The sequence below is a fragment of the Thioclava marina genome (assembly GCF_002020135.1).
GTDB lineage: Bacteria > Pseudomonadota > Alphaproteobacteria > Rhodobacterales > Rhodobacteraceae > Thioclava > Thioclava marina.
In genome coordinates this window covers 785,700-811,906 of record NZ_MPZS01000001.1, presented here as the reverse complement: position 1 = coordinate 811,906, position 26,207 = coordinate 785,700, and the positions used below count along the sequence as shown (strand labels likewise).

The window sequence follows — 26,207 nt, the reverse complement described above, 5'->3', positions numbered from 1 at the left end:
CCGCCCGGAATTGCCAGCTTGGGGGGTGAAACAACGAGCCACCCGCGCTGAACGCGGCCTCGGTAAATTCACCCTCTCCCCCCGAAAGGATCTCACCATGACCCAGGCAAAGCCGGGCGATACCCTGCATCTTCACTATACCGGCAAGCTCGATGACGGCTCCGTTTTCGACAGCTCCCAAGGCCGCGAGCCGCTCGCCTTCACGCTTGGCTCGGGGCAGATCATCCCCGGTCTCGACAAGGGTGTGACCGGCATGGAAGTCGGCGAGAAGCGCACCGTGCGCTGCGAGCCCGACGAGGCTTACGGCCCCCATCACCCCGAGCGCGTGCAGGCTGTCGACCGTGCCGCCGTGCCCGATCACATCCCGACCGAACCGGGCACCCAGCTTCAGGTGCAGACCCAGGATGGTCAGACGATCAATGTCGTGATCGCGGATGCGAACGAGACAGAGCTGTTCCTCGACGCCAACCACCCGCTCGCGGGCAAGGCGCTGACCTTCGACGTGGAACTGGTGAAGATCGACTGATCCGCGGCCTGACTTGGCGGCCATCGAGCGGCGGCGGCGCCTTGGAGGCTCCGCCGCCCTTCGCGTTCCGGGCCGCATGTCGTGCCCCGCTTGCCTGAGGGGGGCGAGGCTTGCCGCGTTCCGCCGCCTTCAGGGGAACCGAACCACGTTCGCGCGCCTTCCTTCGGCACAGCGCCTTTGCTCGGGCGTTCGCGTCCGGGCCCCGTCCCAGTCGCGAAAGGAGCCGACATGCGCATTTCTGTCGACGTGCAGATGACCTATCAATTCCCCCAGCCCAATACGGTTGCGCTGGTGCTCGAGGCAGCGCATGCGCCGGGCCAGCAAATTGTGCGCGAAAGCCTCGATCTCGGTGATGCCCGCGTGACGCGGATTGCAGGCGATAGCGGGGTGGGCCAGCGAATCTGGGCGCAGGTCGGCACCGAGATGCAGCTGCATTATCAGGCTCAGATCGACATCGCGCGCCCCGGGCCTGACCTGAGCGGGATGCAGGCCGCGCCGCTCCATGCGCTGCCGACCGAGGCCGCGCCCTATATCCGCCCCTCGCGCTACGTCCAGTCCGACAAATTCGTCTCTTTCGTCGGCAAGCGCTTCTTCGATCTGCAGGGCGGGGCGAAGGTGGCCGCGATCCGCGACTGGATCGAGATGAACCTCTCTTATGTGCCGGGAGCCTCCGACAGCGACACCAATGTCCTCGAAACCTTCGCGGGCCGTCAGGGCGTGTGCCGCGACTACGCCCATCTGTTCTGCGCGATGGTGCGTGCGGCGCAAATCCCGGCGCGCATGGCCTCGGTCTACGGGCCCGACGTGACCCCGCAGGATTTTCACGCGGTGGGAGAGGTCTGGCTCGATGGCGGCTGGCACCTGGTCGATGCGACGGGGATGTGCGGGCCCGAGTCGATGGCGCTGATCGCGGTGGGGCGCGATGCCTATGACATCGCCTTCATGGAATCGCAGGCGCCTGCCACGCTGATCAATCAAGGCGTCTCGGTCATCCGCGCCTGAGCGCGGCGGCTCAGCTTTTCAACGGATAGCGATCGGCCTCCTCGAAGACGTCGATCGCCTTCGTGCCCGCCTTGAGCCGCGCCGAATGCACCGCGCCTGCGGGAATGTCATAGCTCTCGCCGGGGCGGTAAAGCCGGGTTTCGCCGTCGATCGTCAGCTCTACCTCGCCCTCGATCACGGTCCCCCATTGCCCCTTATGGGCATGGGGCGGCAGCTCGAAATCGGTCAGGAAGTGCAAGAACACCACCAGCCCGGCATCAGACCGGATCGCGTGGCTGCGGACCTGATCCTCCGGAAAGGGCAGATCGAGGGCGGGGAAGGCCTGGATGAATTCGGGTAGCTCCATGGGCGTCTCTCCTGCTTGCGGGGGCGTTGCGGGGCGACTATGCGCCGCGCGCCCGGTGCACGCAATGCGTCCGCTCAGGCCTCGAGTTCGCGCATATCCCCGGAGATCTGCCCGCGCGCCTCTCCCAGTTTGCGGGCCTGCACCACCAATCCCTCGATCGGCGCGCCCCGGTCGCGGCGCAGCACGGCACGGCGGATGCGCGTCTCGAACCCGGCCTCGGACATAAGCGCGTTCAGATGTGTCTCCGCATGGGCATAGCGGCGGCTTTCGCGCAGCACATAAGCCTCGGCGCCGTCATGCGCCTCGACGGTAAAGGCGAACCGTCCGCCGGGCGCCAGCGCTGCGGCGACCCAACCTACGATCTGTTCGAGCGCACCGAGATAGGCGAAGACATCGGCCGCCGTGATCAGGTCCCATGCCTCGAAAGCGGGCTCCAGCGCCGAAAGGTCGCGCTTTTCCAGCCGGTCATAGATCCCCTTCGCCTCGGCCTCGCGCAGCATCTCGGCCGAGATGTCCCAGCCTTCCAGCCACGCGGCGCCCTCGCGCAGCTCCAACCCCATCAGCCCCGTCCCGCAGCCCAGATCGAGCACCCGCCCGAAGGGCTGCGCCAGTTCAGCCGCGAGCAATTGCGGCGCGCGGTAATCGAGCTTCTCGACCAGAGCTTCCTCGAAGCCCGGCGCATATTGGTCGAACAGGGTCTCGACAAAGGCCGAGGGCATCGCATCGGCCAGTGAACGCTCACGCAGGAGATCGCGCCGCAGGCTCGCGCCCAGCCGGTCCGCCGGATCGGCCGCAATCGCGGCCTCGAACGCCTCCGCCGCGCCCGCCAGCCCCGCCTCGGCCCGGATCTCGCCCAGCCGGAACCAGCCCGCAGCCCAGCCCGGCGCCAGTTCCAGCGCCTGCGCATAAAGCTCGCTCGCAGCCCCCGGATCATCGGGCAACAGCGCTTCGGCATAATCGGCACGACGGTCGGCGATCAGATCGCCGGAAGACATCAGAACGGGGAGCATCGCGATTTCGGAAAAGAAACACGGGACCAACCTGCCCGCGAGCGCGATCTACGCGCTTTTTGCGCCCGGTCAAGGGGTGTCGAGCAACACACCCTTCGCCGCCCGGCGCACCGCCCGCCCAAGGGAGCCAAGCGGGGCCTTCATGCGCCGCTGGCTCTGCCAATGCAGCGGCACGTCGATCGGTGCGGGTCCAAGCGCTTCGAGCGCGCCCGAGGCCAGATGCGCGCGCACCAGCACCTCCGGGTTCAGTCCCCAACCCATGCCCCGCAACGTGGCCTCGACGAAGCCTTCGGTCGAGGCGATGCGATGCGCGCGCAGGCTGATCGGACCGCCCGCGATCTGGGCGGCCCAGGCATCCTGGAGCCGGTCCTTGGCATTGAATTGCAGGGCAGGGGCAGCGCGCAGGCTCTCGCTGTTGATCCCTTTGCGGAAATGGCGCGCGATGAAATCGGGGCTCGCCGTCGCGATGTAGCGCAGCCGCCCCAGCGCCACCGTATCGCAGCCCGCGACCGGCCCCGGATCGGAGGTGATCGCCGCGACCACATCGCCGCGCCGCAGCCAGTCGGCGGAATGGTCCTGATCGTCGATCACCAGATCGAAGAGCGCGCCCTCGATCTCCGCCAGCGCCGGGAGCACCCAGGTCGCGAGACTGTCCGCGTTCACCGCGATGCGAAGAACGGGCGGCGCATTGGTCGGGCTTAGCGCCGCCTCCATCAGCGCCACCTCGCGCAGGTGCCGGATCAGCCGCGCGCCTTCCTCGGTTACCCGGCAGGGCGCGCCGCGGATCACCAACACTGCGCCCATCCGCTCTTCCAGCGAGCGGATGCGTTGCGAGATCGCGGGTTGCGAAACCCCGATCCGCGCGGCGGCGATCTCGAATGATCCGGTATCGGCGACGGCGGCGAGGGCCTCTAAGGCGGGATAGTCCAGCATAAGTTCAGCTTATACAGAATAAGATTAAATAAGTTGAGCTTATCCGGGCGCTGCGCCACAGAGAAGCCCACCCTTAACCGCCCGAAGGTGAGACATGCTGCCATTCTGGTCCGGACTGAAACTTGGCCTCGGGCTGATCGTCGCGATCGGCGCGCAGAACGCGTTCGTGCTGCGTCAGGGGCTGCGGCGCGAGCATGTCTTCGCGGTCGCGCTGTTCTGTGCGCTCTCCGATGCGGTGCTGATCGCGCTGGGCGTCTCGGGCTTCGCCGCTGCCACGACCGCGTTGCCGTGGCTACCCGAGCTGTTGCGCTGGGGCGGGGTCGCGTTTCTGGGCTGGTATGCGATCCGCTCGCTGATCGCGGCGATCCGGGGCGGCGAGCATCTCGAGGCAAGCTCCGGCAGCGCGCCGTCCTTGCGCGCGGTACTTCTTACGGTCGCGGCCTTCACCTGGGCCAATCCGCATGTCTGGCTCGATACAGTGGTGCTTCTGGGAGCTGTCTCGGCGCAGTTCCCGGGACAGGGGGTCGGTTTCGCGTCAGGCGCGATCCTCGCCTCGTTTGTGTTTTTCTTTTCCTTGGCTTACGGCGCGCGCCTGCTCGCGCCCCTGTTCGCGAAACCTGTCGCCTGGCGCGTGCTCGATGCGCTGATCGCGGTGCTGATGGGGTCGATCGCGTGGAAGCTTGCTGCGGGCGCATTATAACCGATACAAGACGCCGCTTGCACAAACCCGCGACAGCGCGTCCAAGAGGGGCCATGAGCGCGCAAGAAAAACCCAACAAACCTCTGGTCGGCATTCTGTGGATGCTTGCCACCACGGCCTGTTTCGTGGCGGTGAACATCATCGTGCACTGGCTGGGCGATCAGGTGCCCGCCGCGCAATCGGCCTTCGTGCGCTTCCTTTGGGGGATCGTGTTTTTCGCGCCCGCGCTGATGCGCATCCTGCGCCAGAGCTTCCCCCGCGAGGTTTGGGCTCTGTTCGGGCTGCGCGGGTTGCTCCATGCAGTGGCGGTGGGGCTTTGGTTCTTCGCCATGAGCAATATCCCGATCGCCGATGTCACCGCGATCAACTATCTCAACCCGATCGTGGTCACTGTGGGCGGGGCGCTCTTGCTGGGCGAAGGGCTTGCGTGGCGGCGCATCACGGCCGTCATCGTGGCGCTGATCGGGGCGCTGATCATCCTGCGGCCCGGGATGCGCGAGATCGAGCCCGGCCATGTCGCCCAGCTCGGCGCGGCGCTGTTTTTCGGCGGCGCCTATCTCGCGGCGAAGAAGCTTACCGATTACGTGCCCGCGGGCACGGTGGTGGCGATGATGACGCTGGTGGTGACGGTGGCGCTTGCGCCGGTCGCGATCTGGCAATGGCAGCCGATCTCGCTGTCGGAAACCCTCTGGCTCGGTGCGGTGGCGGTCTTTGCGACGGGCGGGCATTACTGCATGACCCGCGCTTTCGCCGCCGCCCCGGTGACGGTGACGCAGCCGGTGATCTTTTTGCAGCTGGTCTGGGCCGCGATCGCGGGTTGGACGATTTTCGACGAGAAACCGGACCCCTACGTCATTCTCGGCGGCGCGATCATCATTGCGTCCGTGAGCTACATGACCTGGCGCGAGGCGCAGCTCAAGCGCCGCGTCACGCCGCCGGCCCCGGCCTCCAAGATCTGAGACGGGCGCTCTTCTGGCAAAGCGAGGATGCCTCCGGCGGGGATATTTGATCCAAGTCGAAGGGGGGCGCGTGCCTTGTCTTCGACTTGGTCAAAATATCCTCCGCGAAGCGTCCCTCAGTTCACGCTCGCGCTGCCCTGCGGGTCGATGAGTCGCGTGATCACGCCTTCGCGGGTCACGACGCGGCCATCGCTGAGCGGAACGGCCGCCTCGTGACGCAGCCGCTCCATCACCTCGCGCACCGGGGCGTCGGCGGGCATCGGCGCACCGGTGGCGGCGCCTATGGGCGTGCCGGGCGGGTCGGCGAGGTCTTCGGCGGTGAGCACGCCGAGCGGGTTCATATGGGCCACGAAATCGGCCACATAGCCGTTTGCGGGCTTGGCGATGATGTCGCGCGCGGTGCCGCATTGGACGATGCGGCCGCCCTCCATCAACGCGATCCGGTTGCCGATCTTGAAGGCCTCGTCGAGGTCGTGGCTGACGAAGATGATCGTGCGCTTGAGCTTGGCCTGCAGCTCCAGCAGCTCGTCTTGCAGCTTCGTGCGGATCAGCGGATCGAGGGCCGAGAAGGGCTCGTCCATCAAGAGGATCGGGGCGTCGGTGGCAAACGCCCGGGCGAGGCCCACGCGCTGCTGCATGCCGCCCGAAAGCTCGGCCACCTGCCGTTCGGCCCAGTCCGACAGGCCCACGAGTTCCAGTTGCGCATCGACCTTTTCGCGGCGTTCGGCCTTGCTCATGCCCGCGAGTTCGAGGCCGAGGCCCACGTTCTCGCGCACCGTGCGCCAGGGCAGCAGGCCGAATTGCTGGAAGACCATCGCGATCTTGGTCAGGCGCATCCGGCGCAGGGTGGCCGGGTCGGCATGGGTGACATCGACGAGGCCCTGCCCGTCATGCACCTCGACCTTGCCGCGGCAGACCGGGTTGAGGCCGTTGACCGCGCGCAGCAGCGTGGATTTGCCCGAGCCCGAGAGACCCATGAGCACGAGGATCTCGCCCTCGGGCACCTCGACCGAGCAGTCATGCACGCCGAGCACCTGGCCCGTGCGCTCCTGGATCTCGGGGCGCGACAGGCCCTGATCCATCAGCGGCAGGGCTTCTTGCGGCTCGTCGCCGAAGACGATGGAGACATTGTCGAAGCGGACGGCGGTTTTCTGGGCGGTCTGGGTCATTTCGAGCCTCCCCGGCGCAGAATGCGGTCGAGGATGATCGCGACGACGACGATGACGAAGCCGGATTCGAACCCGAGCGCGGTGTTGACGGTATTGAGGGCGCGCACGACCGGAACGCCGAGCCCATCGGCGCCCACCAGCGCGGCCACGACCACCATCGAGAGCGAGAGCATGATGGTCTGGTTCAGGCCGGCCATGATCTGCGGGGTGGCATAGGGCAGCTCGACCTTCCACAGCAGCTGGCTTTTGGTGGCCCCGAAGGATTGGGCGGCCTCGGTCAGCGTGTCCGGCGTCGAGGAGACGCCCAGATGGGTCAGGCGGATCGGCGCGGGCAGCACGAAGATCACCGTGGCGATCAGGCCGGGCACCATGCCGATGCCGAAGAAGACGATCGCGGGGATCAGGTAGACGAAGGCCGGCAGCGTCTGCATCAGGTCGAGGACCGGCTGCAGCACCGCATAGAGGCGCGGGCGGTGCGCGGCGGCGATCCCGATCGGCACGCCGAGCCCCATGCACACGACGCAGGCGGCAATGACGAGGGTGAGGCTTTCGGTGGTTTCCTCCCAATAGCCCTGATTGAGGATGAACAGGAAGCCGAGCACCACCAGAAGCGCGATCTTCCAGCTGCGTTGCAGCAGGTAGGCCAGCGCCGCGAAGGCTGCGATCACGATCAGCGCGGGCGGGGATTGCAGCACCCAGAGTGTCGCGTCGATCAGCGCCTGAAGGGCCACGGAGAGCGCGTCAAACAGGGGGGCGGCGTGGTCTTGCAGCCAGTCGATCACGAGTTTGGCCGTCTTGCCCACGGGGATCTTGGTGTCGGTCAACCAGTCCATCACTGTCCTTCTTGTTTTTGTTTCGGCGCGCGCGCCACGATCTCGTCAAAGGAGACCTGGCCGATGGGTTTGCCGGTCTCGGGGTCGATCTTGGTGGTGCGGATGACGAGGCCGAGTTCGGGCGCGTATTCCTTCAGGATATGCGAGGTGAGCTTGCCCATCTGGATGTCTTCGGAGACCTGCGTGACCGAATAGGTGCACGCGCCGATGGAGAGTTTGCCCTCGCCGATGACCTTGTAGCTGGCGTCTCCAGTGGCCTTCACCTCGTCGTCGATCACGAGGGCGACCGAACCGGTCCAGCCCTTGGCGCCGAGCAGTTCCTCGATGCCGGGCGTCTCGGCATAGCGCAGCTCGAAGCTCGCGCCGCCGCCTTCCTGCCGGGTTACGATCAGCGGGTTGGCATAGGTTTCGCGCTGCGGCGGGCGACTCAGGGCCGGGTCGTCTGCGCGGTAGGAGACGAGCGTGCCGTCCTCGTAGCGGTAGGCGATCGCCATGTGCGGGGAGCTGCGCGTCATCTGCACGCCATGGGCCATCAGATCGGCGCGGGTCGGGCAGGCGGGCTGGGCCGTGTCTTGCGCACGGGCCGCGAGCGGAACGAGAAACGCGCAGGCCAAAGAGGCCCACGCGCAGGTTTTCAGGGGCGTCACGCTCACGAGTCCAGCGCTTTTTCGACCGCTTCACGCGCGTCGCCGCCGTCTTTCGTGGTCACGCCTTCGAGCCAGGCTTCCCAAGTCGCGGGATGGGCCTTGAGCCATTCTTTCGCAGCGTCCATCGGATCCTCGCCATCGTCGAGGATCTTGCCCATGATCTCGTTTTCCATCTGCAGGGTGAAGGTCAGGTTCGACACCAGCTTGCCGGGGTTCGGGCAGTCGGCGACATAGCCCTTGCGCACGTTGGTCATGACCTCGGCGCCGCCGTAGTCCGGGCCGAAGAAATCATCGCCGCCCGACAGGTAGGTGATCTCGAAATTCGAGTTCATCGGGTGGGGTTCCCAGGCGAGGAAGATGATCGGCTCGTCCGACTTGTCGGCGCGCGCGACCTGCGCAAGCATGCCCTGTTCGGAGCTTTCCTTCAGATTGAAGTCCTTCAGGCCGAACGCGTCCTTTTCGATCATGTCGAGGATCAGCGCGTTGCCGTCATTGCCCGGCTCGATGCCGTAGATCTGGCCGTCAAGCTCGTCCTTGTGCTTGGCGATGTCCGCGAAGTCCTTGATGCCGAGCTTGGCGCCGGCGGGGTTGGTGGCGAGCGTGTATTTCGCGCCGGTGAGGTTCACGCCGAGCGTCTCGACGGTGCCGTCCTTGGTGTAGGGCTCGATATTGGCGGCCATCGAGGGCATCCAGTTGCCGAGGAACACATCGACATCGCCTTTCGACAGCGCCTCATAGGTCACCGGAACCGAGAGAACCTTGGTGTCGGTCTCGTAGCCGAGCGCTTCGAGGATCGTGGTCGCGACCGCAGTGGTCGAGGTGATGTCGGTCCAGCCGACATCCGAGAAAGTCACTTTCGAGCAATCGGCAGCCTGCGCCGGTGCGCTGGCCGCGAAGCCGAGCGAGAGCGCGGCCCCCAGTGCGAGGAGGGTGGAACGAAACTGCATATTTTTCTCCCTGTCACAGCGTCATTGAACCGCATCATGCGGTTGTTGATTGACGAGTCAATAAACATGTTCTAGCTCGACATTCAAGCAAGCCACCCGGAGGAGGCCGTTCAGATGCCCAAGCTTGGAGCAGAGCCTATACGCCGCGCTGCCCTGGTGAAAGCCACCATTGAGACAGTGGGGGCAGCCGGGTCGCTCGACGTGACGGTCGCGCAGATCGCGCGGCGCGCGGGCATGTCCTCGGCGCTGGCGCATCATTATTTCGGCTCGAAAGAGCAGATTTTCCTCGCCGCGATGCGCTCGATCCTGTCGATCTACGGCGCGGAGGTGCGGGGCGCTCTGTCCACGGCGCGCAATCCGCGCGACCGGGTTCGCGCAGTTGTGATGGGCTCTTTCGCCGCCGGGTCGTTCCGGCACGAAGCCATCGCGGCCTGGCTGAATTTCTACGTGCTGGCGCAGTCGAGCGCCGAGGCGCGGCGCCTGCTGCATGTCTATCAGCGCCGGATGCGCTCGAACCTGCTCTACGGGCTCCGCCCGCTGGTGGGCGAGCGCGCCGGGCCCGTGGCCGAAGGTTTGGGCGCGCTGATCGACGGGGTCTATATCCGCGCCGCTCTTGTCGAGGGCGAGCCCGACCGGCAGGCGGCCTGCGATCTGGTGCTGGCGCATCTGGAAAAGGAATTGGAGTGCAAGCCATGAGAGCACAACCGAAAGCAAGTCATTTCGTCAATGGCGACTGGCTGGAAGACACGGCGGGCGACGAACTGATCGTCACCTATCCCGGCACGGGCGAGGTGATCGCCAAGCTGCATGCGGCGACCCCTGCGGTGATCGACGCGGCGATTGCAGGGGCGGTCGAGGCGCAGAAGGCATGGGCGGCGTTGCGCCCGGTCGAGCGCGCCCGCATCCTGATGCGGGCCGTCGCGATCATCCGCGAACGAGCCGAGGAACTGGCGCTGCTCGAAACCCTCGATACCGGCAAGCCCATTCAGGAAACCCGCGCGGCCGACTGGCCCTCGGGGGCGGATGCGCTGGAATATTTCGCGGGGCTCGCGCCGACGCTGACCGGCGAGACGATCCCGCTGGGGGGCGATTTCGCCTATACGCTGCGCGAGCCGCTGGGCGTCTGCGCGGGGATCGGCGCGTGGAACTATCCCAGCCAGATCGCCTGCTGGAAATCGGCGCCGGCGCTGTCGACCGGCAATGCGATGGTGTTCAAACCCTCCGAGATGACGCCGCTGGGTGCGCTGGAGCTTGCCGCGATCTTCATCGAGGCGGGCATGCCTGCGGGCGTGTTCAACGTGGTGCAGGGGTTTGGGCCGGTGGGGGCGGCGCTCTCGACCGATCCGCGGATTGCAAAAGTGTCGCTGACGGGCTCGGTGCCGACGGGCGCGCGGGTCTATCAGGCGGCGGCCGCGGGAATGAAGCATGTGACGATGGAGCTGGGGGGCAAATCCCCGCTGATCGTCTTCGACGACGCCAATCTGGAAAGCGCGATCGGGGCGGCGATGCTGGGGAATTTCTATTCCTCGGGTCAGATCTGTTCGAACGGGACGCGGGTCTTCGTGCAGAAGGGTATCAAGGAGGCCTTCCTCGCGCAGCTGAAAGAGCGCACCGAGGCCATCGTCGCGGGCGATCCGCTGAAGGATGAGACGCAGTTCGGTCCGCTCATTTCGGCGGCACAGTTCGACAAGGTGATGTCCTATATCGACAGCGCCAAGGATGAGGGCGCGCGGCTGGTCTGCGGCGGGTCTGCGGGCAATGAGGGGCCCCTGTTCGTGCAGCCCACGGTCTTTGCCGATGTGACCGACGCGATGACCATCGCGCGCGAGGAAATCTTCGGCCCGGTGATGTCGGTGCTGGAGTTCGAGAGCGAAGAGGAAGTGATCGCGCGGGCCAATGACACGCAGTTCGGCCTCGCGGCGGGCGTATTCACCGGCGATCTGGCGCGCGGGCACCGCGTTGTCGGTCAGCTTCAGGCGGGCACGACCTGGATCAACGCCTATAACCTCACCCCGGTCGAGATGCCCTTCGGCGCGGTGAAGCAATCGGGCTTCGGGCGCGAGAATTCCCGCGCGGCGGTCGAGCATTATACGCAGCTCAAGTCGGTCTATGTGGGCATGGGCCCGGTCGAGAGCCCTTACTGAATGTGACCTTGGAGAGGCTGGGGGCGCTGCCCCCAGACCCCCGGGATATTTTCGCCAAGAGGAAGAGCATGGCGCAGAGTGCAGAGTTTGTGATCGTGGGTGCGGGCTCGGGCGGCTCGGCGCTGGCCTATCGGCTCGCCGAGGCGGGGCGCGAGGTTCTGGTGATCGAGCATGGCGGCTCGGATGCGGGGCCGTTCATCCAGATGCCGGGCGCGCTGAGCTATCCGATGAACATGGGGATCTACGACTGGGGGTTTCAGTCGGAACCGGAGGAGCATCTGGGCGGCCGCCGTCTGGCGACGCCGCGCGGCAAGGTGCTGGGCGGCTCGTCGAGCATCAACGGCATGGTCTATGTGCGCGGCCATGCGCGCGATTTCGACCATTGGGAAGAGAGCGGCGCGCGGGGCTGGGGCTATGCGGATGTGCTGCCCTATTTCAAGCGGATGGAGCATTGGCATGGCGGGCAGAGCGAGTGGCGCGGGGAGTCCGGGCCGCTGCATGTGACGCGAGGCCCGCGGGCCAATCCGCTTTTCGATGCCTTCGTCGCGGCGGGCAAGGCGGCGGGCTATCCGGTGACCGAGGACTATAACGGCGCGCAGCAGGAAGGCTTCGGGCCGATGGAAGCCACGATCTGGAAGGGGCGGCGCTGGTCTGCGGCCAACGCCTATCTGCGGCCCGCACAAAAGACCGGAAAGCTGCGGATCGTGCGGGCGCTCGCGCGGCGCGTCGTGTTCGAAGGCAAGCGCGCGGTCGGCGTCGAGGTCGAGCGTAAGGGCCGGATCGAGGTGATCGCGGCGGAGCGCGAAGTGGTTCTGGCGGCCAGCTCGATCAATACGCCGAAGCTCCTGATGCTCTCGGGCGTGGGCCCGGCCGGGCATCTGCGCGAAATGGGGGTCGAGGTGCTGGCGGATCGCTCCGGTGTGGGCGCGAACCTTCAAGATCATCTCGAGATCTACATGCAATTCGCCGCGAAAGAACCGGTGACGCTGTTCAAGTACTGGAACCTTGCGGGTAAGGCCTGGGTGGGCGCGCAATGGCTGTTGTCGAAGGGCGGGGTCGGAGCGTCGAACCAGTTCGAAAGCTGCGCCTTCATCCGATCGGAGGCCGGGATCGATTATCCGGACATCCAGTATCACTTCCTGCCGATCGCGGTGCGCTATGACGGCAAGGCGGTGGCCGAGGGGCACGGGTTCCAGGCGCATGTGGGGCCGATGCGGTCGAAGTCGCGCGGGACGGTGCGGCTGCGCTCGGGCGATCCCGCCGACACCCCGGTGATCAAGTTCAACTATATGAGCCATCCCGACGATTGGGCCGAGTTCCGCAAATGCGTGCGGCTGACGCGGGAGATCTTTGCGCAAGCCCCGATGGCGGCGCATGTGAAGCACGAGATCCAGCCGGGCGCGGGCGTGGAGAGCGACGCGCAGATCGACGCCTTCATTCGCGAGCATGCCGAGAGCGCTTACCATCCCTGCGGCACGGCGCGGATGGGGGCGGCGGATGATCCGGGCGCGGTGGTCGATCCGGAAGGCCGGGTGATCGGGGTCGAAGGGCTGCGGGTGGCCGACAGTTCGGTCTTTCCGCGTATCACCAATGGCAATCTCAATGCGCCTTCGATCATGGTCGGCGAGAAGATGGCCGATCACCTGCTGGGCAAGGCGCCGCTGGCGCGGGAGAATCTCGAGCCCTGGATGGGGCCGAACTGGCAGGTGGCGCAGCGGTAAGCGCTTCGCGCTTTGAATCGAGCGAAGAGGGCGGCGCGCGGCCTGGGGTGGGCGCCGGTGCCTCGCCGGTGGGAAGCGATTTACCGTATCATGTTCGTTTGACGATGACGCGCGCGGCATTGGTGCAGTGGCGCCCTCCCGCGAGGAGGCCCGGCGCTGCCTTGGGTTCGTCGCATCGGGTGGGTTAGAGTTTCGTGACCGTCGGGCGCAGCCCTTTGGCCGCTAACCTTGCCCCACAAAATCTCTTGCCCGTTCCGGCTCTGTGCCCCATATCTGGGGCATGTTAAGAATTTGTTCACTTCTTGTTCTGATGGCGCTGCCCGCAGCGGCCTCGACCGTCACCGGCGTTCCGCGCATTGTCGATGGGGATACGCTGGTGGTCCAGAACACGCGGGTTAGGCTGTTCGGGATCGATGCGCCCGAGGCGAAGCAGCGCTGCGAGACGGCGACCGGCGCGGCCTGGGCTTGCGGCATGGCGGCGACGGCCACATTGCGCGCGCTGGTCGGGCAGGGGGTGCGCTGCTCGGGAAGCGAAGAGGATCGCTACGGGCGCCTCATCGCGGTCTGCCGAGCGGGCGGGCGCGATGTGAATGCGGAGATGGTCGCGCGCGGGGCGGCCTTCGCCTATCGGAAATATTCGCGCGATTACGTGGTTCAGGAGGAGCGTGCGCGGCGCGCGGGCCTCGGGATCTGGCAGGGCGCGGCGGAGCGGCCCGCGCAGGTCCGGGCCGAATCGAACGGGCAGGCGGCGCCGGGAACATGCACGATCAAGGGCAACATTTCGGGCCGGGGGAAGCTCTATCATCTGCCCGGAATGCGCTCTTATGCGGCCACACGGATCAGCACGCGCAAGGGCGAGCGCTGGTTTTGTACCGAAGCGGAGGCAAAAGCGGCCGGATGGCGGCGTGCGGGGGGCTGATTTGACCCGTATCAATGCGATCTGCTCCGGCGCGGGGTAAGTTACCCTCGACAGCAAAGAAAGGGAGCAAGATGGCCAACACGCCGCACACGCTGCAAGAAGAATTCCCCACGCAACTGGAGCAGATTCACGAGCTGAAAATCGCGAATGCCCATTTTGCAAAACTGCTTGATGAGTATGACGCGCTCAATACCCGCGTTCATCGGGCAGAGACCAATGTCGAACCGATGGAGGCGCTTGCCGAGACCGAGCTGCGCAAGCAGCGGGCTGCGATCAAGGATGAGATCGCGCGGATGTTGAGTGCCGCCCCCGCCTGAGTGACGTGCGAGTGAGGGACACGAGTGGAGCGCCCCGGGGCTGAGGTCCCGGGGCGTTTTCTCATGCGATATCGTAGGGCAGCAGCCCGCGATGGTCTGGATCGACCCGCAAGCGGCGTTCGAGCGGCGGAACGGAGCGCTGATGGCAGTCCTTGCGCTCGCAGATCCGGCAGGAAATACCGATCGGCTGGTAGGCCTTCGGGTTTCCAAGCTCCATGTCATCGGCATAGACGAGCCCTTTCGCGTGGCTCACCTCGCAGCCCAGACAGATTGCATACCGCCGCACGGGCGCAGTGAAGCTGCCGCCCGATTTCGACACGTCGCGGGCAAGGCAGAGGTAGCGCACGCCATCGGGGGTCTCGGCCAGTTGGCGGAGGAATTTCGTTGGTGTTTCAAAGGCCTGATGGACATTCCAGAGCGGGCAGGCGCCGCCGAACCGGGCGAATTGCAGGCGCGTTGCGGAATGGCGCTTGGTGATCGTGCCGGCCTGATCGACGCGCACGAAGAAGAAGGGAATGCCCTTCGCGCCCGGGCGTTGGAGGGTCGAGAGCCGGTGGGCGACCTGCTCGGTCGAGGCGGTGAAGATGTCGCAAAGCCGTTCGAGATCGTGACGGGTATCCTGCGCGGCCTCGAGGAAGGGGCGGTAGGGCAGGAGCGCCGCGCCCGCGAAATAATTAGCGAGCCCGATCTTGGCGATGGCGCGTGCGGTATCGGACTGGAAGCGTGCGAGGTCGAGCGTGGCCTCCAGCAAGTCGTTTTGCGTCAGGAGCGCGACTTGATGGAGAAGCTGGAAGGCCTGTGTCGGGCGGCCCGCATGGGCGTTAATCAAGAGCCGGTTGCCCTCGCGTTCGCGCAGCTGGGAAATGTCGGAAAACTGAACGTCGATGCCCCGTTTCGCGAGGGTGTCGATTGCATGAGGAATCGGGTCCAACCGTTTTCCATCGCGACAGGAATAGTGCTCGGCGGCGCGATCCACCGCGTCTATGTAATTGTCGCAATAGTGAAAGAAGTCACGCACCTCTTCCCAAGGCGAAACCACCGTTTGCGCACCTTCGCGGCCCAAGGCTTCGTCAAGCGAGGCAAGGCGCTCATGGGTCTGGCGATAGGCGCGGTGCAATTCAAGGAAAGAGCGCGCGAGGGCCGGCGCGTTCGAGGCGGCAAGGCGCAGATCGGCGAGCGGCGGCGCGCCATCTGAAAAGATCGGATCGGCCAGCGCCTCGCGCATGTCCGAGACCAGGCGTTCCGCATCGCCCGCCGAGAGTTCTGTCACGTCGAGGCCGAACTCTCCCGCCAGTGCCAGAACCACCTGAGCCGAAACGGGCCGGTGATTGTTCTCCATCTGGTTGAGATAGGGCAATGAGACACCCAGGCGCTCGGCGAAGGCTTTCTGCGTGAGCCCGATTCGCGTGCGGGTCTCGCGCAGCTTCACCCCAGCATAGAGTTTCTGTGTCGCCATGTGTGCCGCCTTCCCTTTGCAAAGGTATTGATAGCTTTGCAAAGATTGCCGGTCAATCCGGCGTCACAGCCCGAGCCTGGCCTGACGGGCGCGGACCCAGAGGATGGCCGCCACCGAGGCGGCTGAGGAGGCGAGCATCACGAGGATCAGCGGCAGCGCACCGGATCCGGGATGGAGGAGCGCTCCGGACAGGGCCGAAAGCGCAGCACCTCCTCCGATCATCAGCGTGGCGCCCAGCCCCGAGGCGGTTCCTGCGAGTTCCGGGCGCACGGACATCAATCCGGCGGTGGCCGAGGGAAGCGAAAGCCCGTTGCCGAGGCCGGTGACGCCGACCGCGCCGAAGAAGATCAAAGGGTGCGAGGCGCCTGTCAGTTCGGCCAGAAGCGCCGCGACCAATGCCGAGGTCGAGACCGACGTTCCGATCAGAACCATCCGGTCCATCCCCAGATGCGCCGCGAAGCGCCCGGAGAGGAAGTTGCCCAGCCCATAGCCCACCGCGGGCAGCGCGAAATAGAGCCCGACCTGTGCCGAACTCAGCCCGAAGACCCGCGTGCCGACGAAGGGCGCGCCGCCCAGATAGGCGAAGAACAGCCCCGAGGCGAAGGCCGCCGAGAGGCAATAGCCCCAGAAGCGTTGCGAGCGCAGCAGGGTCGGATAGGCACGCAGCTGATCGGCGAAGCCCAGTCCGCTGCCGGTTGCGGTCTCGCCCATATCGGCCCAGACCAGCGCGAGCACCGCCAGCCCGCAGACCAGCAGCATCAGGAAATTCGCCTGCCATCCGAACCATTGATCGAAAATCCCGCCGATTACCGGGCCGATCATCGGCACCAGCGACATGCCCATCGTGACATAGCCGATCATCGAGGCGGCCTGCGGCCCCGGCACCATGTCCCGCACGGCAGCGCGCGACAGGACGAAGGCCGTCGTCACGCAGGCCTGAAGCAATCGGAAGGCGAGGAAGACATGTGCGTTCGACGCCAGAAGCGTCCCGATGGTCGCGGCCACGAACAGCGCCAGCATCGAGATCAGGACCGGGCGGCGGCCGAACCGGTCCGAGACCGGGCCGATCACGAACTGGAAACCCGCCGAGACCGCGAGGTAGGCGGAGACCGACAGTTGCATCAGCGCGTAATCGACGCCGAAATGACGTGCCATGCCGGGCAGGGAGGGCAGGAAGATATTGAGCGACAACGCCGCCATCCCCGAGACGAGCACGAGGGTCGACAGATGCGGAGGTGAGCGGCGGTCGAGATAGGTCATGGAAAATCGCTAGGGCCGCGCGTAGGACCTGTCCATCGCGGAAATTGTGTCTGGCACAAAGAAGGGCCGTGTTCGCAGTTATGCAATTCGCGATCGTGCTTCTGCCAATAATTTGCAAATTTTCTCGAATCCCCTTTGTAAGATTGTTGCGTCTGGCATAGGGTGCCTGAAAATATTCGGAGGACCCTCATGAGAGACATCCTGAACGAGCTGGAGCACCGTCGCGCCGAAGCCCGCCTTGGTGGCGGCGAGAAACGCATCGAAGCGCAGCACAAGAAGGGCAAGCTGACCGCGCGCGAGCGCATCGAGTTGCTGTTGGACGAGGGCTCTTTCGAAGAGTTCGACATGTTCAAGACCCATCGCTGCACCGATTTCGGGATGGAAGAGAGCAAGCCCTATGGCGACGGCGTCGTCACCGGCTGGGGAACCGTGAACGGCCGTATGGTCTACGTGTTCTCGCAGGACTTCACCGTGTTCGGCGGTTCGCTGTCGGAAACCCATGCCGAGAAGATCTGCAAGATCATGGATATGGCGGTGCAGAACGGCGCGCCGGTCATCGGGATCAACGATTCGGGCGGGGCGCGCATTCAGGAAGGCGTGGCGTCGCTCGCAGGTTATGCCGACGTGTTCCAGCGCAATATCATGGCCTCGGGCGTGGTTCCGCAGATCTCGCTGATCATGGGCCCCTGTGCGGGCGGCGCCGTCTACTCGCCCGCGATGACCGACTTCATCTTCATGGTGAAGGATTCGTCCTACATGTTCGTGACCGGCCCCGACGTGGTGAAGACGGTGACCAACGAGGTCGTCACCGCCGAGGAGTTGGGCGGCGCCTCCACCCATACCAAGAAAAGCTCGGTCGCCGACGGTGCCTATGAAAACGATGTCGAGGCGCTGTTCGAAACCCGTCGCCTGATCGACTTCCTGCCGCTGTCGAACCGTGAAAAGGCGCCGGTGCGTCCGTTCTTCGACGAGGTGGACCGGATCGAGGCGTCGCTCGACACGTTGATCCCGTCGAACCCGAACACGCCCTACGATATGAAGGAACTCATCCTGAAGATCGCCGACGAGGGTGATTTCTTCGAGATCCAGAAGGATTACGCGGGCAATATCATCACCGGTTTCATCCGTCTCGAAGGTCAGACCGTGGGTGTCGTGGCGAACCAGCCGATGGTGCTGGCGGGCTGTCTGGACATCGATTCGAGCCGCAAGGCTGCACGCTTCGTGCGCTTCTGCGACGCGTTCGAAATTCCGATCCTGACGCTCGTGGACGTGCCGGGCTTCCTGCCGGGCACCAGCCAGGAATATAACGGCGTCATCAAGCACGGCGCGAAACTGCTGTTCGCCTATGGCGAGGCCACGGTGCCGAAAGTGACCGTGATCACCCGCAAGGCCTATGGCGGCGCTTACGACGTCATGGCCTCGAAACACCTGCGGGGCGATTTCAACTACGCCTGGCCCACTGCCGAGATCGCTGTGATGGGCGCGAAGGGTGCGGTCGAGATCCTCTACCGGTCTGAACTGGGCGATGCCGAGAAGATCGCGGCGCGGACGCAGAACTACGAGGACCGTTTCGCGAACCCGTTCGTGGCGGCCGAGAAGGGCTTCATCGACGAGGTGATCCAGCCGCGCTCGACGCGCCGCCGGGTGGCACGTGCCTTCGCATCGCTGCGTTCGAAGAAGCTCACCAACCCGTGGAAGAAGCACGACAACATCCCGCTCTGAGGAGGCGAATGGAGGCGAGGCGCGCGACTTTGAACGGCATTGCCGGTCTTCTGGCCGGGCTGGTTCTGGCGTGCCCCGCCATGGCGCAGGAGCTGCGCGAGGTCTCGCCGGTTCCCGATTACGGGCTGTTGATGCACCCGGACGATCTGGGACCCGGCGACGGGCCCGACGGCACGCAGGGCAAGGCGATCCCGGTGCCTTCGGGGCAGAAGGTCTGGTGGGTCGACGTGATCCACACGGCTGCCGGGACGAATGGTCTGACCTATCGGTTCCGCTTTCTCGCGCCGCAGATCGGAGGGCCGAGCCCGCTCGCGCCCGAGATCGCGCTGGGGGATATCGAGGCGCTGTGCAACGGATGGGTCGCGCCGCGACTGGCCAGCCCCGCGCCCGAGCCCGAACAGGTGATCGTGAGCCTCTCGGACAGGGTGGTCGCGTTCGGAGAAGCCGCTCCCGAGGCGGTGCAATATTTCGACAGTTTCTCGGTCGAGGACGGGAAATGCGTATGGGAGTTCTACTGATGGCGCAAAGCCGGACAGATCACGCAGCGGGCGCAGACGCGTCGGCCGTGGCGTCGCGCGCCATCGGGAGGGCCGGGTCGCTCACGATGAAATCGCGCTTCCGTGATTTCGCTTTGCGGGCTAACCTGTCGTTCGGGAACGGGAATCCTCCCTTCCCGGAACTTGAGGGCGCACAGGTGGCCGGTTTTGGTCCCATGGCGTCCACGGACAGGAGAACGACATGTCGAAAGCTCTCATCGCGCTGGCTCTCGTTGCCTTCGTCGCAGCTTGTGCGCCCAAGCCCGAGCCCGCGGCCCCGGTTACCGCTGAGCCGGTCTACACCGGCAAGTACAAGTAATCCCAGCACGGGGCGAGGACGCCTGTACCTCGCCCCGGCTGACCCGATCCATGCCCGGGCAAAGCGCCGTGGGCGGATCAAATCTCATGAAAATCCATTGGCTTATGCGTTGACGCGCGATGCGTGCTGCATCGTCGCTCGCTGCGGTTTGCGCAGGGCCGCAGGGGAGGGTGCATCGTGCTGAAGCATCGCGGGTTCCCGGGGCGTCTGCCCTCGACCGATTTCCAGTTCACCATTCGCCGCGCCAACAAGAAGGGCGCGACGAAGATCATCCGCCGTGAGCGTTACGCCGACCGGGCGAGCGCGGATCGCAAGGCCGATGCGGGCTTCATGGCCGCGCTGTGGACCCATTTCGGCGAAGAGCCGTTCGAGCGCGGCAATCTCGACGCGGGCCGGATCAGCTGGCTGTTCGGCCGAGAGGTCGTCCCGGCCGAAGACCCGTTCGATCCCGAAAGCTACGAGGCGCTGCTGCGCATCGACGTGAAGCGGGCGGAAGCCTCTTTCCCGGAAGTTTTCGCCGATCCGGGCGCATTCGAGTTCGATGAAGACGAGGATGAGGACTGGGCATGAATCCGCTCGTGGAAAACGCGCATTGGCAGCAAAGCGCCGACCCTCAGGGTTGTGGCGATTTCGCCTTTGCAATCCGCGAGCCGAGCGCCCAAGTTCAAGGGGCGGGCCACATTGTCCCCTTTATTCGTGGACCGCGTAAAATCCCTACCCCTTCCCTTTATCTGCGGCCTGATCTGATGGTCGGGCCGCAGACTTTTTCCTCTGTTCGGTCGGGGAATGAGCGGTGTGCTGCCGATGCGCGCGATGCGACGCTTTCGCGCGTCACTTTTGCGTTGGCTTTTCACGCGATCGCGATAAAAATCGGCGCAACGATAATCGCTCACGGAGGCAGTCTCTCATGCGCAAAACCCCGATCCTTCTTCTCGTTGCCGGTCTCGCTCTCGCGGGCTGCATGCAAACCGATGGCCAGCGCGCCCTCGCCGGTGCGGCCGGCGGCGCGGTCATCGCGGATGCGACCGACAACAACATCGTCGCCGGTGCGGCCCTCGGCGCGCTCGCGGGCACCTATTGCGACGACGCCGGCGTCTGTTCGCCGAGCTACTGAGTTCGACCGCGCGGCTCTGACCGCGTCGATCACGAATGCGACCGTCATCGGGGCTGACTGCCCCGGTGGCGGTTTTTCTTTTGTCTCTCATCAAGAACACGACAAGCGGGGCGGGGGGATGCCCCTCCCGCGCCGGAAGGGAAGGACCTGACATGTTCAAGAAAATCCTGATCGCCAACCGTGGCGAGATCGCCTGCCGCGTCATCAAGTCGGCGCAGAAGATGGGCATCAAGACGGTCGCCGTCTATTCCGATGCCGATGCGCAGGCGCTGCATGTCCAGATGGCCGACGAGGCCGTCCATATCGGTCCGCCCCCCGCGAACCAGTCTTATATCGTGATCGACAAGATCATGGACGCGATCCGTCAGACCGGCGCCGAAGCGGTGCACCCGGGCTACGGCTTCCTGTCGGAGAACATGAAATTCGCCGAAGCGCTCGAGAAAGAGGGCGTTGCCTTCATCGGGCCGCCCTCGGGCGCGATCGAGGCGATGGGCGACAAGATCACCTCGAAGAAGCTCGCGCAGGAAGCGGGCGTCTCGACCGTTCCCGGTTACATGGGGCTGATCGAGGATGCGGACGAGGCGGTGAAGATCTCGGATCAGATCGGCTACCCGGTGATGATCAAGGCCTCCGCCGGTGGTGGCGGCAAGGGGATGCGGATCGCGTGGAACGCCGAGGAAGCGCGCGAGGGCTTCCAGTCCTCGAAGAACGAAGCCGCGAACAGCTTCGGCGACGATCGTATCTTCATCGAGAAATTCGTCACGCAGCCGCGCCACATCGAGATCCAGGTGCTGGCCGACAAGCACGGCAACTGCGTCTACCTGAACGAGCGTGAATGCTCGATCCAGCGCCGTAACCAGAAGGTCATCGAAGAGGCGCCCTCGCCCTTCCTCGACCCCGAGACCCGCAAGGCGATGGGCGAGCAGGCCGTGGCTCTGGCCAAGGCCGTGGATTACACCAGCGCGGGCACCGTGGAATTCATCGTCGATGGCGAGAAGAACTTCTACTTCCTCGAGATGAACACCCGTCTGCAGGTGGAACACCCCGTTACCGAGCTGATCACCGGCATCGACCTTGTCGAGCAGATGATCCGCGTGGCCGATGGCGAGAAGCTGCCCTTCGAGCAGAAGGATATCGGCATCCACGGCTGGGCGATCGAGAGCCGTCTCTACGCCGAGGACCCTTACCGCAACTTCCTGCCCTCGATCGGTCGTCTGACCCGCTACCGCCCGCCGGTGGAAGGCCAGTCGTCCACGGGTGGCATCGTGCGCAACGATACCGGCGTCTATGAGGGCGGCGAGATCTCGATGTTCTACGACCCGATGATCGCCAAGCTCTGCACCTGGGCTCCGACCCGCGAAGAGGCGATCGAGGAGATGCGTCTCGCGCTCGATACGTTCGAGGTGGAGGGGATCGGTCACAACCTGCCGTTCTGCGCCGCGGTGATGGATCACGACCGCTTCGTGACCGGCAATATCACCACCGCCTTCATCGCCGAGGAATATCCCGAGGGCTTCGAGGGCGTGACGCTGTCGCAGCACATGCTGCGCCGTGTCGCCGCCGCCACCGCCGCGATGGAGCGTGTGGCCGAGATCCGCCGCACGAAGATTTCCGGAACGCTGGGCAATCACGAGCGCATGGTGGGCAAGAACTGGGTCGTTTCGCTTCAGGGCGAGAGCTTCCCGCTCACCGTCAATGCCGACAAGCAGGGCTCTACCGTCATCTTCGAGGATGGTGACGAGATGCGCGTCGAGAGCGACTGGACCCCGGGCCAACCGCTGGCGAAACTGAGCGTCGATGGCGCGCCGCTGGTGCTCAAGGTCGGCAAGGTGCCGATGGGCTTCCGCATCCGCGTGCGCGGTGCCGATCTCAAGGTCCATGTCCGCACCCCGCGCCAGCACGAGCTTGCGCAGCTGATGCCGGTGAAACTGCCGCCGGATACGTCGAAATTCCTGCTCTGCCCGATGCCGGGTCTGGTGGTGAAGATCAACGTGGCCGAGGGCGACGAGGTGCAGGAAGGTCAGGCGTTGGCCACCGTCGAGGCGATGAAGATGGAAAACATCCTGCGCGCCGAGAAGAAGGGCATCGTGAAGAAGGTCAATGCCGAGGCGGGCGCGAGCCTTGCCGTGGACGACATCATCATGGAGTTCGAATAAGTGGCGATCGCGCCGTGGCATAGGGAGGTCGGGCAACCGGCCGATCCCGCCACGGCGGGGCGCGCCCCTATGGGGCGTGCTCAGAAGCCGCGCATCTCGCGCATCTCCTCGCGCCGGATCGGCATCTTGTCGATCGAGCGCAGGATCTCGCGCGCGTCCCAGGGGGCGGGTTTGCGCAGGTTCACCGTGCCGTCCTTGGCGATGATCACGAGCGAGAAGCCGCGCGGGCGCAGCTTGGTGCGGATGTCGCTGGCCGGATCGGGGCTGGTATCGGTGATGACGACCACGTCGCGTGCGGCCAGCTCGGGCCAGCTCGTCTCGAGATATCGCATCTGTTCCTTGAAGGCGGGATCGAGCGCGCTGTCGGCGAAGACGACGATGGGCCGGGCCTGCCATTTCAGCGCATCGAGATCTGCGTCGGCACCCGAGATGGGCGCGAAGGGGGCGGCCAGCGGGACGGGCGCGTCCTGCGCCATGGCGCCAAAGGGCAGCCATGCGAGAAACGCAGCGATTCCAAGGGTCAAACGTGGGGTCATCGGCTCCTCTTTGATCCTGAATATAGGCACGCCCGGGGCCTCGCACCATGCCGGGCGGCACGAATTATCGCGATTTTCCGCACCTTTCGGGCACGCGGAGCAAGTTGACTGAGACCAGATGACCGCAGATGCGGGGGCACACCCCGCCGCGGCGTGAGTGGAAGAAGGACAAGGCCATGACGGACAAGAAAGAGGAATGGCGTAACCTCGCCGAGAAGGAGCTGCGCGGCAAGCCGCTCGAGGATCTCAACTGGCAGACGCTGGAGGGGATCGAGGTCAAGCCGCTCTATACCGAAGAGGACACGGCCGGGCTCGATCATCTCGGCACGATGCCGGGGCTTGCGCCCTTCACCCGTGGTCCGCGCGCGACGATGTATGCTGGTCGCCCCTGGACGATCCGGCAATATGCGGGCTTTTCGACGGCCGAGGAGTCGAACGCCTTCTATCGCAAGGCGCTCGCTGCCGGTCAGCAGGGCGTGTCGGTGGCCTTCGACCTCGCGACGCACCGCGGCTACGATTCCGATCACCCGCGCGTGGTGGGCGATGTCGGCAAGGCCGGTGTGGCGATCGACAGCGTCGAGGACATGAAGATCCTGTTCGACGGCATTCCGCTCGACAAGGTGTCGGTCTCGATGACGATGAACGGCGCGGTGATCCCGGTTCTGGCGAATTTCATCGTCACCGGCGAAGAGCAGGGCCATGATCGCGCGGTGCTGTCGGGCACGATCCAGAACGACATCCTCAAGGAGTTCATGGTCCGCAACACCTATATCTATCCGCCCGAGCCCTCGATGCGGATCATCGCGGATATCATCGAATACACCTCGAACGAGATGCCGAAGTTCAACTCGATCTCGATCTCGGGCTACCACATGCAGGAAGCGGGCGCGAACCTCGTGCAGGAGCTCGCCTACACGCTGGCTGACGGGCGCGAATATGTGCGCACCGCGATCAAGGCGGGGATGGATGTCGACAAGTTCGCAGGCCGTCTGTCGTTCTTCTTCGCGATCGGGATGAACTTCTTCATGGAAGTCGCGAAGCTGCGCGCGGCGCGGATGCTGTGGCATCGCATCATGTCGGAATTCGAGCCGAAGAAACCCGGCTCGATGATGCTGCGCACGCACTGCCAGACCTCGGGCGTGAGCCTGCAGGAGCAGGACCCCTACAACAACGTCGTGCGCACCGCTTACGAGGCGATGGCGGCGGCGCTGGGGGGCACCCAGTCGCTGCACACCAACGCGCTCGACGAGGCGATTGCGCTGCCCACCGAATTTTCGGCCCGGATTGCGCGCAACACGCAGCTGATCCTGCAGGAAGAGACCGGCATCACCAATGTCGTCGATCCGCTCGCGGGCTCCTATTATGTCGAGACGCTGACCGCGAAGCTCGCCGAGGAGGCGTGGAAGCTGATCGAGGAGGTCGAGGAGATGGGCGGCATGACCAAGGCCGTGGCCTCGGGCATGCCGAAACTGCGTATCGAGGAATCGGCGGCGCGGCGTCAGGCGATGATCGACCGCGGCGAAGAGGTGATCGTGGGGGTGAACAAGTACCGCCTCGCGAAGGAAGACCCGATCGACATTCTCGATATCGACAACGTGAAGGTGCGCGAGGCCCAGATCGCGCGGCTCGAGAAGATGCGCGCGACCCGCGACGAGGCGGCCTGTCAGGCGGCGCTCGAAGAACTGACGCGGCGTGCGTCCGAGGGAGGCAACCTGCTCGAGGCGGCGGTGGAAGCTGCGCGCGCCCGGGCCTCTGTGGGAGAAATCTCGATGGCGATGGAAAAGGTGTTCGGCCGTCACCGGGCCGAGGTGAAGACGCTCGCCGGTGTCTATGGCGCGGCCTATGACGGCGATGAGGGCTTTGCGCAGATCCAGAAGGACGTGGAGACCTTCGCCGAGGAAGAAGGCCGCCGCCCGCGCATGCTGGTGGTGAAGATGGGGCAGGACGGCCATGATCGCGGCGCCAAGGTGATCGCGACCGCCTTTGCCGATATCGGGTTCGACGTCGATGTGGGCCCGCTCTTCCAGACGCCCGAGGAAGCCGCACAGGACGCGATCGACAACGATGTGCACGTGGTTGGCATTTCGTCGCAGGCCGCCGGTCACAAGACGCTGGCACCGAAGCTGATCGAGGCGCTCAAGGAGAAGGGCGCCGAGGATATCATCGTGATCTGCGGCGGCGTGATCCCGCAGCAGGATTACGATTTCCTCAAGAAAGCCGGGGTGAAAGCGATCTTCGGACCGGGGACCAATATCCCGCTCGCCGCACGCGAGATCCTCGATATCGTGCGTCAGGCGCGCAGCTGATGGCGCCGGGGGGCTGTCTGCCCCCCGGACCCCCCGAGGATATTTTGTCCAATTCGAAGGGCAGGGGAGACCTTGCCCTTTTCGCGTTTCCGACGCAGCCTGCGCGGGTCTTTCCTCCCCGAGGCCAACTGCCATGATCCGTCCCGCCCGTACCGCCGATCTGCCCGCTCTTCTCGCGATCTGGAACCCGATCATCCGTGACACAACGGTGACCTTCTCGAGCGAGGAGAAAACCCCCGAGAGCCTTGCGAAGATGATCGAGGCTCGGCGTGGCAGGGGGCGGGAGTTTTTCGTGGCCGAGACCGGTTCGGGCGCGGTTGCGGGATTTGCGAGCTACGACCAGTTCCGGGGCGGCAACGGTTACGTTCATGCGATGGAGCACACGGTCATCCTCGGGTCCGAGGCGCGCGGGCGGGGTTTGGGGCGCGCCCTGATGGAGACGATCGAGGCGCATGCGCGCGGCGCGGGGGCCCATATCATGATGGGGGGCGTGTCGGGCGAAAATGCCGCCGGGATCGCCTTTCACGCAGCGATTGGCTATGTCGAGGCGGGCCGGGTGCGCGAGGCCGGGCGCAAGTTCGACCGGTGGCTCGATCTTGTGTTGATGCAAAAGATCCTCTGAGGCGTTA

The 26,207-nt window shown here is 65.2% G+C and carries 26 protein-coding genes; 16 read left to right on the top strand and 10 right to left on the bottom strand.

Annotation, left to right across the window (positions count from 1 at the left end; all coding sequences use genetic code 11):
• Positions 1-97: 97 nt before the first annotated feature.
• Both BMG00_RS03850 and BMG00_RS03845 read left to right on the top strand, forming a co-directional pair.
• Positions 98-526, top strand: coding sequence for an FKBP-type peptidyl-prolyl cis-trans isomerase (locus BMG00_RS03850; RefSeq protein WP_078528903.1), 429 nt, complete (start codon positions 98-100; stop codon positions 524-526).
• A gap of 228 nt (positions 527-754) precedes the next feature.
• On the top strand, positions 755-1,528 hold the full coding sequence (locus BMG00_RS03845) for a transglutaminase-like domain-containing protein (RefSeq protein WP_078573428.1): 774 nt from the start codon (positions 755-757) through the stop codon (positions 1,526-1,528).
• Between the two features lie 10 nt (positions 1,529-1,538).
• Here BMG00_RS03845 and BMG00_RS03840 read toward each other — a convergent pair whose 3' ends face one another.
• The 3 genes from BMG00_RS03840 to BMG00_RS03830 all read right to left on the bottom strand — a co-directional run bounded on the left by BMG00_RS03840 (position 1,539) and on the right by BMG00_RS03830 (position 3,817).
• The gene (locus BMG00_RS03840) at positions 1,539-1,874 is read right to left on the bottom strand and encodes a cupin domain-containing protein (RefSeq protein ID WP_078528898.1); all 336 of its coding nucleotides are present in this window, start codon (positions 1,872-1,874) and stop codon (positions 1,539-1,541) included.
• A 74-nt stretch (positions 1,875-1,948) separates the two neighbouring features.
• Positions 1,949-2,884, bottom strand: a complete 936-nt coding sequence (locus BMG00_RS03835; protein WP_078528896.1) for a class I SAM-dependent DNA methyltransferase — start codon at positions 2,882-2,884, stop codon at positions 1,949-1,951.
• A gap of 69 nt (positions 2,885-2,953) precedes the next feature.
• A complete protein-coding gene (locus BMG00_RS03830) occupies positions 2,954-3,817 on the bottom strand; it encodes a LysR family transcriptional regulator ArgP (protein ID WP_078573427.1) in 864 nt (287 codons plus the stop codon).
• Between the two features lie 94 nt (positions 3,818-3,911).
• On the opposite strand from BMG00_RS03830, the gene BMG00_RS03825 reads away from it, so the two are divergent.
• Both BMG00_RS03825 and BMG00_RS03820 read left to right on the top strand, forming a co-directional pair.
• On the top strand, positions 3,912-4,517 hold the full coding sequence (locus BMG00_RS03825; RefSeq protein WP_078528885.1) for a LysE/ArgO family amino acid transporter: 606 nt from the start codon (positions 3,912-3,914) through the stop codon (positions 4,515-4,517).
• Positions 4,518-4,570: 53 nt separating this feature from the next.
• Entirely contained in the window at positions 4,571-5,476 is a 906-nt protein-coding gene (locus BMG00_RS03820) for a DMT family transporter (RefSeq protein ID WP_245794945.1), read from the top strand.
• Positions 5,477-5,592: 116 nt separating this feature from the next.
• On the opposite strand, the gene choV is transcribed toward BMG00_RS03820, so the two are convergent.
• From choV to BMG00_RS03800, 4 genes are read right to left on the bottom strand one after another with little or no spacing between them, the layout of a single operon-like run.
• Positions 5,593-6,645, bottom strand: a complete 1,053-nt coding sequence (choV, locus tag BMG00_RS03815; protein WP_078528883.1) for a choline ABC transporter ATP-binding protein — start codon at positions 6,643-6,645, stop codon at positions 5,593-5,595.
• Positions 6,642-7,478 (bottom strand): choline ABC transporter permease subunit, encoded by an 837-nt coding sequence (gene choW / locus BMG00_RS03810; protein WP_078528881.1) that lies wholly within the window; start codon positions 7,476-7,478, stop codon positions 6,642-6,644. The genes choV and choW overlap by 4 nt, the downstream gene beginning before the upstream one ends.
• The gene (locus BMG00_RS03805) at positions 7,478-8,131 is read right to left on the bottom strand and encodes a hypothetical protein (RefSeq protein WP_078573426.1); all 654 of its coding nucleotides are present in this window, start codon (positions 8,129-8,131) and stop codon (positions 7,478-7,480) included. The genes choW and BMG00_RS03805 overlap by 1 nt, the downstream gene beginning before the upstream one ends.
• Positions 8,128-9,072: a choline ABC transporter substrate-binding protein gene (locus BMG00_RS03800; RefSeq protein WP_078528879.1), complete on the bottom strand. Its 945-nt coding sequence runs from the start codon at positions 9,070-9,072 to the stop codon at positions 8,128-8,130. The genes BMG00_RS03805 and BMG00_RS03800 overlap by 4 nt, the downstream gene beginning before the upstream one ends.
• Before the next feature lie 114 nt (positions 9,073-9,186).
• Between BMG00_RS03800 and betI the strand changes: the two genes are divergently transcribed.
• The 5 genes from betI to BMG00_RS03775 all read left to right on the top strand — a co-directional run bounded on the left by betI (position 9,187) and on the right by BMG00_RS03775 (position 14,173).
• Positions 9,187-9,768: a choline-binding transcriptional repressor BetI gene (betI, locus tag BMG00_RS03795; protein ID WP_078573425.1), complete on the top strand. Its 582-nt coding sequence runs from the start codon at positions 9,187-9,189 to the stop codon at positions 9,766-9,768.
• Positions 9,765-11,216: a betaine-aldehyde dehydrogenase gene (gene betB / locus BMG00_RS03790; protein ID WP_078573424.1), complete on the top strand. Its 1,452-nt coding sequence runs from the start codon at positions 9,765-9,767 to the stop codon at positions 11,214-11,216. The genes betI and betB overlap by 4 nt, the downstream gene beginning before the upstream one ends.
• 68 nt (positions 11,217-11,284) lie before the next feature.
• Positions 11,285-12,937, top strand: a complete 1,653-nt coding sequence (gene betA, locus BMG00_RS03785; protein WP_078573423.1) for a choline dehydrogenase — start codon at positions 11,285-11,287, stop codon at positions 12,935-12,937.
• A 310-nt stretch (positions 12,938-13,247) separates the two neighbouring features.
• Positions 13,248-13,856, top strand: coding sequence for a thermonuclease family protein (locus tag BMG00_RS03780; RefSeq protein ID WP_245794944.1), 609 nt, complete (start codon positions 13,248-13,250; stop codon positions 13,854-13,856).
• 71 nt (positions 13,857-13,927) lie between these two features.
• Positions 13,928-14,173 carry an HP1242/YdcH family protein gene (locus BMG00_RS03775; protein ID WP_078528866.1) on the top strand — a complete coding sequence of 82 codons (246 nt, stop codon included), beginning with the start codon at positions 13,928-13,930 and terminating at the stop codon, positions 14,171-14,173.
• Between the two features lie 61 nt (positions 14,174-14,234).
• Here the strand turns inward: BMG00_RS03775 and BMG00_RS03770 are convergent, their stop codons facing one another.
• Together BMG00_RS03770 and BMG00_RS03765 are read right to left on the bottom strand one after the other, a co-directional pair.
• Positions 14,235-15,629, bottom strand: coding sequence for a helix-turn-helix domain-containing protein (locus BMG00_RS03770; RefSeq protein ID WP_078528864.1), 1,395 nt, complete (start codon positions 15,627-15,629; stop codon positions 14,235-14,237).
• A gap of 63 nt (positions 15,630-15,692) precedes the next feature.
• Complete coding sequence (locus tag BMG00_RS03765) at positions 15,693-16,889, bottom strand: multidrug effflux MFS transporter (RefSeq protein ID WP_078573422.1); 1,197 nt, start codon at positions 16,887-16,889, stop codon at positions 15,693-15,695.
• A 189-nt stretch (positions 16,890-17,078) separates the two neighbouring features.
• Between BMG00_RS03765 and BMG00_RS03760 the strand changes: the two genes are divergently transcribed.
• The 5 genes from BMG00_RS03760 to BMG00_RS03740 all read left to right on the top strand — a co-directional run bounded on the left by BMG00_RS03760 (position 17,079) and on the right by BMG00_RS03740 (position 22,736).
• Positions 17,079-18,611: an acyl-CoA carboxylase subunit beta gene (locus tag BMG00_RS03760; RefSeq protein WP_078573421.1), complete on the top strand. Its 1,533-nt coding sequence runs from the start codon at positions 17,079-17,081 to the stop codon at positions 18,609-18,611.
• A gap of 8 nt (positions 18,612-18,619) precedes the next feature.
• A complete protein-coding gene (locus BMG00_RS03755) occupies positions 18,620-19,129 on the top strand; it encodes a DUF6497 family protein (RefSeq protein WP_245794943.1) in 510 nt (169 codons plus the stop codon).
• 514 nt (positions 19,130-19,643) lie between these two features.
• The gene (locus BMG00_RS03750; protein WP_078573420.1) at positions 19,644-20,036 is read left to right on the top strand and encodes a hypothetical protein; all 393 of its coding nucleotides are present in this window, start codon (positions 19,644-19,646) and stop codon (positions 20,034-20,036) included.
• Positions 20,037-20,373: 337 nt separating this feature from the next.
• On the top strand, positions 20,374-20,580 hold the full coding sequence (locus BMG00_RS03745) for a hypothetical protein (protein ID WP_038072482.1): 207 nt from the start codon (positions 20,374-20,376) through the stop codon (positions 20,578-20,580).
• Between the two features lie 152 nt (positions 20,581-20,732).
• The gene (locus BMG00_RS03740) at positions 20,733-22,736 is read left to right on the top strand and encodes an acetyl-CoA carboxylase biotin carboxylase subunit (RefSeq protein ID WP_078528858.1); all 2,004 of its coding nucleotides are present in this window, start codon (positions 20,733-20,735) and stop codon (positions 22,734-22,736) included.
• An 80-nt stretch (positions 22,737-22,816) separates the two neighbouring features.
• On the opposite strand, the gene BMG00_RS03735 is transcribed toward BMG00_RS03740, so the two are convergent.
• Positions 22,817-23,272 carry a DUF4174 domain-containing protein gene (locus tag BMG00_RS03735; RefSeq protein WP_078528856.1) on the bottom strand — a complete coding sequence of 152 codons (456 nt, stop codon included), beginning with the start codon at positions 23,270-23,272 and terminating at the stop codon, positions 22,817-22,819.
• 176 nt (positions 23,273-23,448) lie between these two features.
• Between BMG00_RS03735 and scpA the strand changes: the two genes are divergently transcribed.
• Together scpA and BMG00_RS03725 are read left to right on the top strand one after the other, a co-directional pair.
• On the top strand, positions 23,449-25,578 hold the full coding sequence (gene scpA / locus BMG00_RS03730) for a methylmalonyl-CoA mutase (protein WP_078528854.1): 2,130 nt from the start codon (positions 23,449-23,451) through the stop codon (positions 25,576-25,578).
• Between the two features lie 133 nt (positions 25,579-25,711).
• A complete protein-coding gene (locus BMG00_RS03725) occupies positions 25,712-26,200 on the top strand; it encodes a GNAT family N-acetyltransferase (RefSeq protein ID WP_078573419.1) in 489 nt (162 codons plus the stop codon).
• The last annotated feature ends 7 nt before the right edge of the window (positions 26,201-26,207 follow it).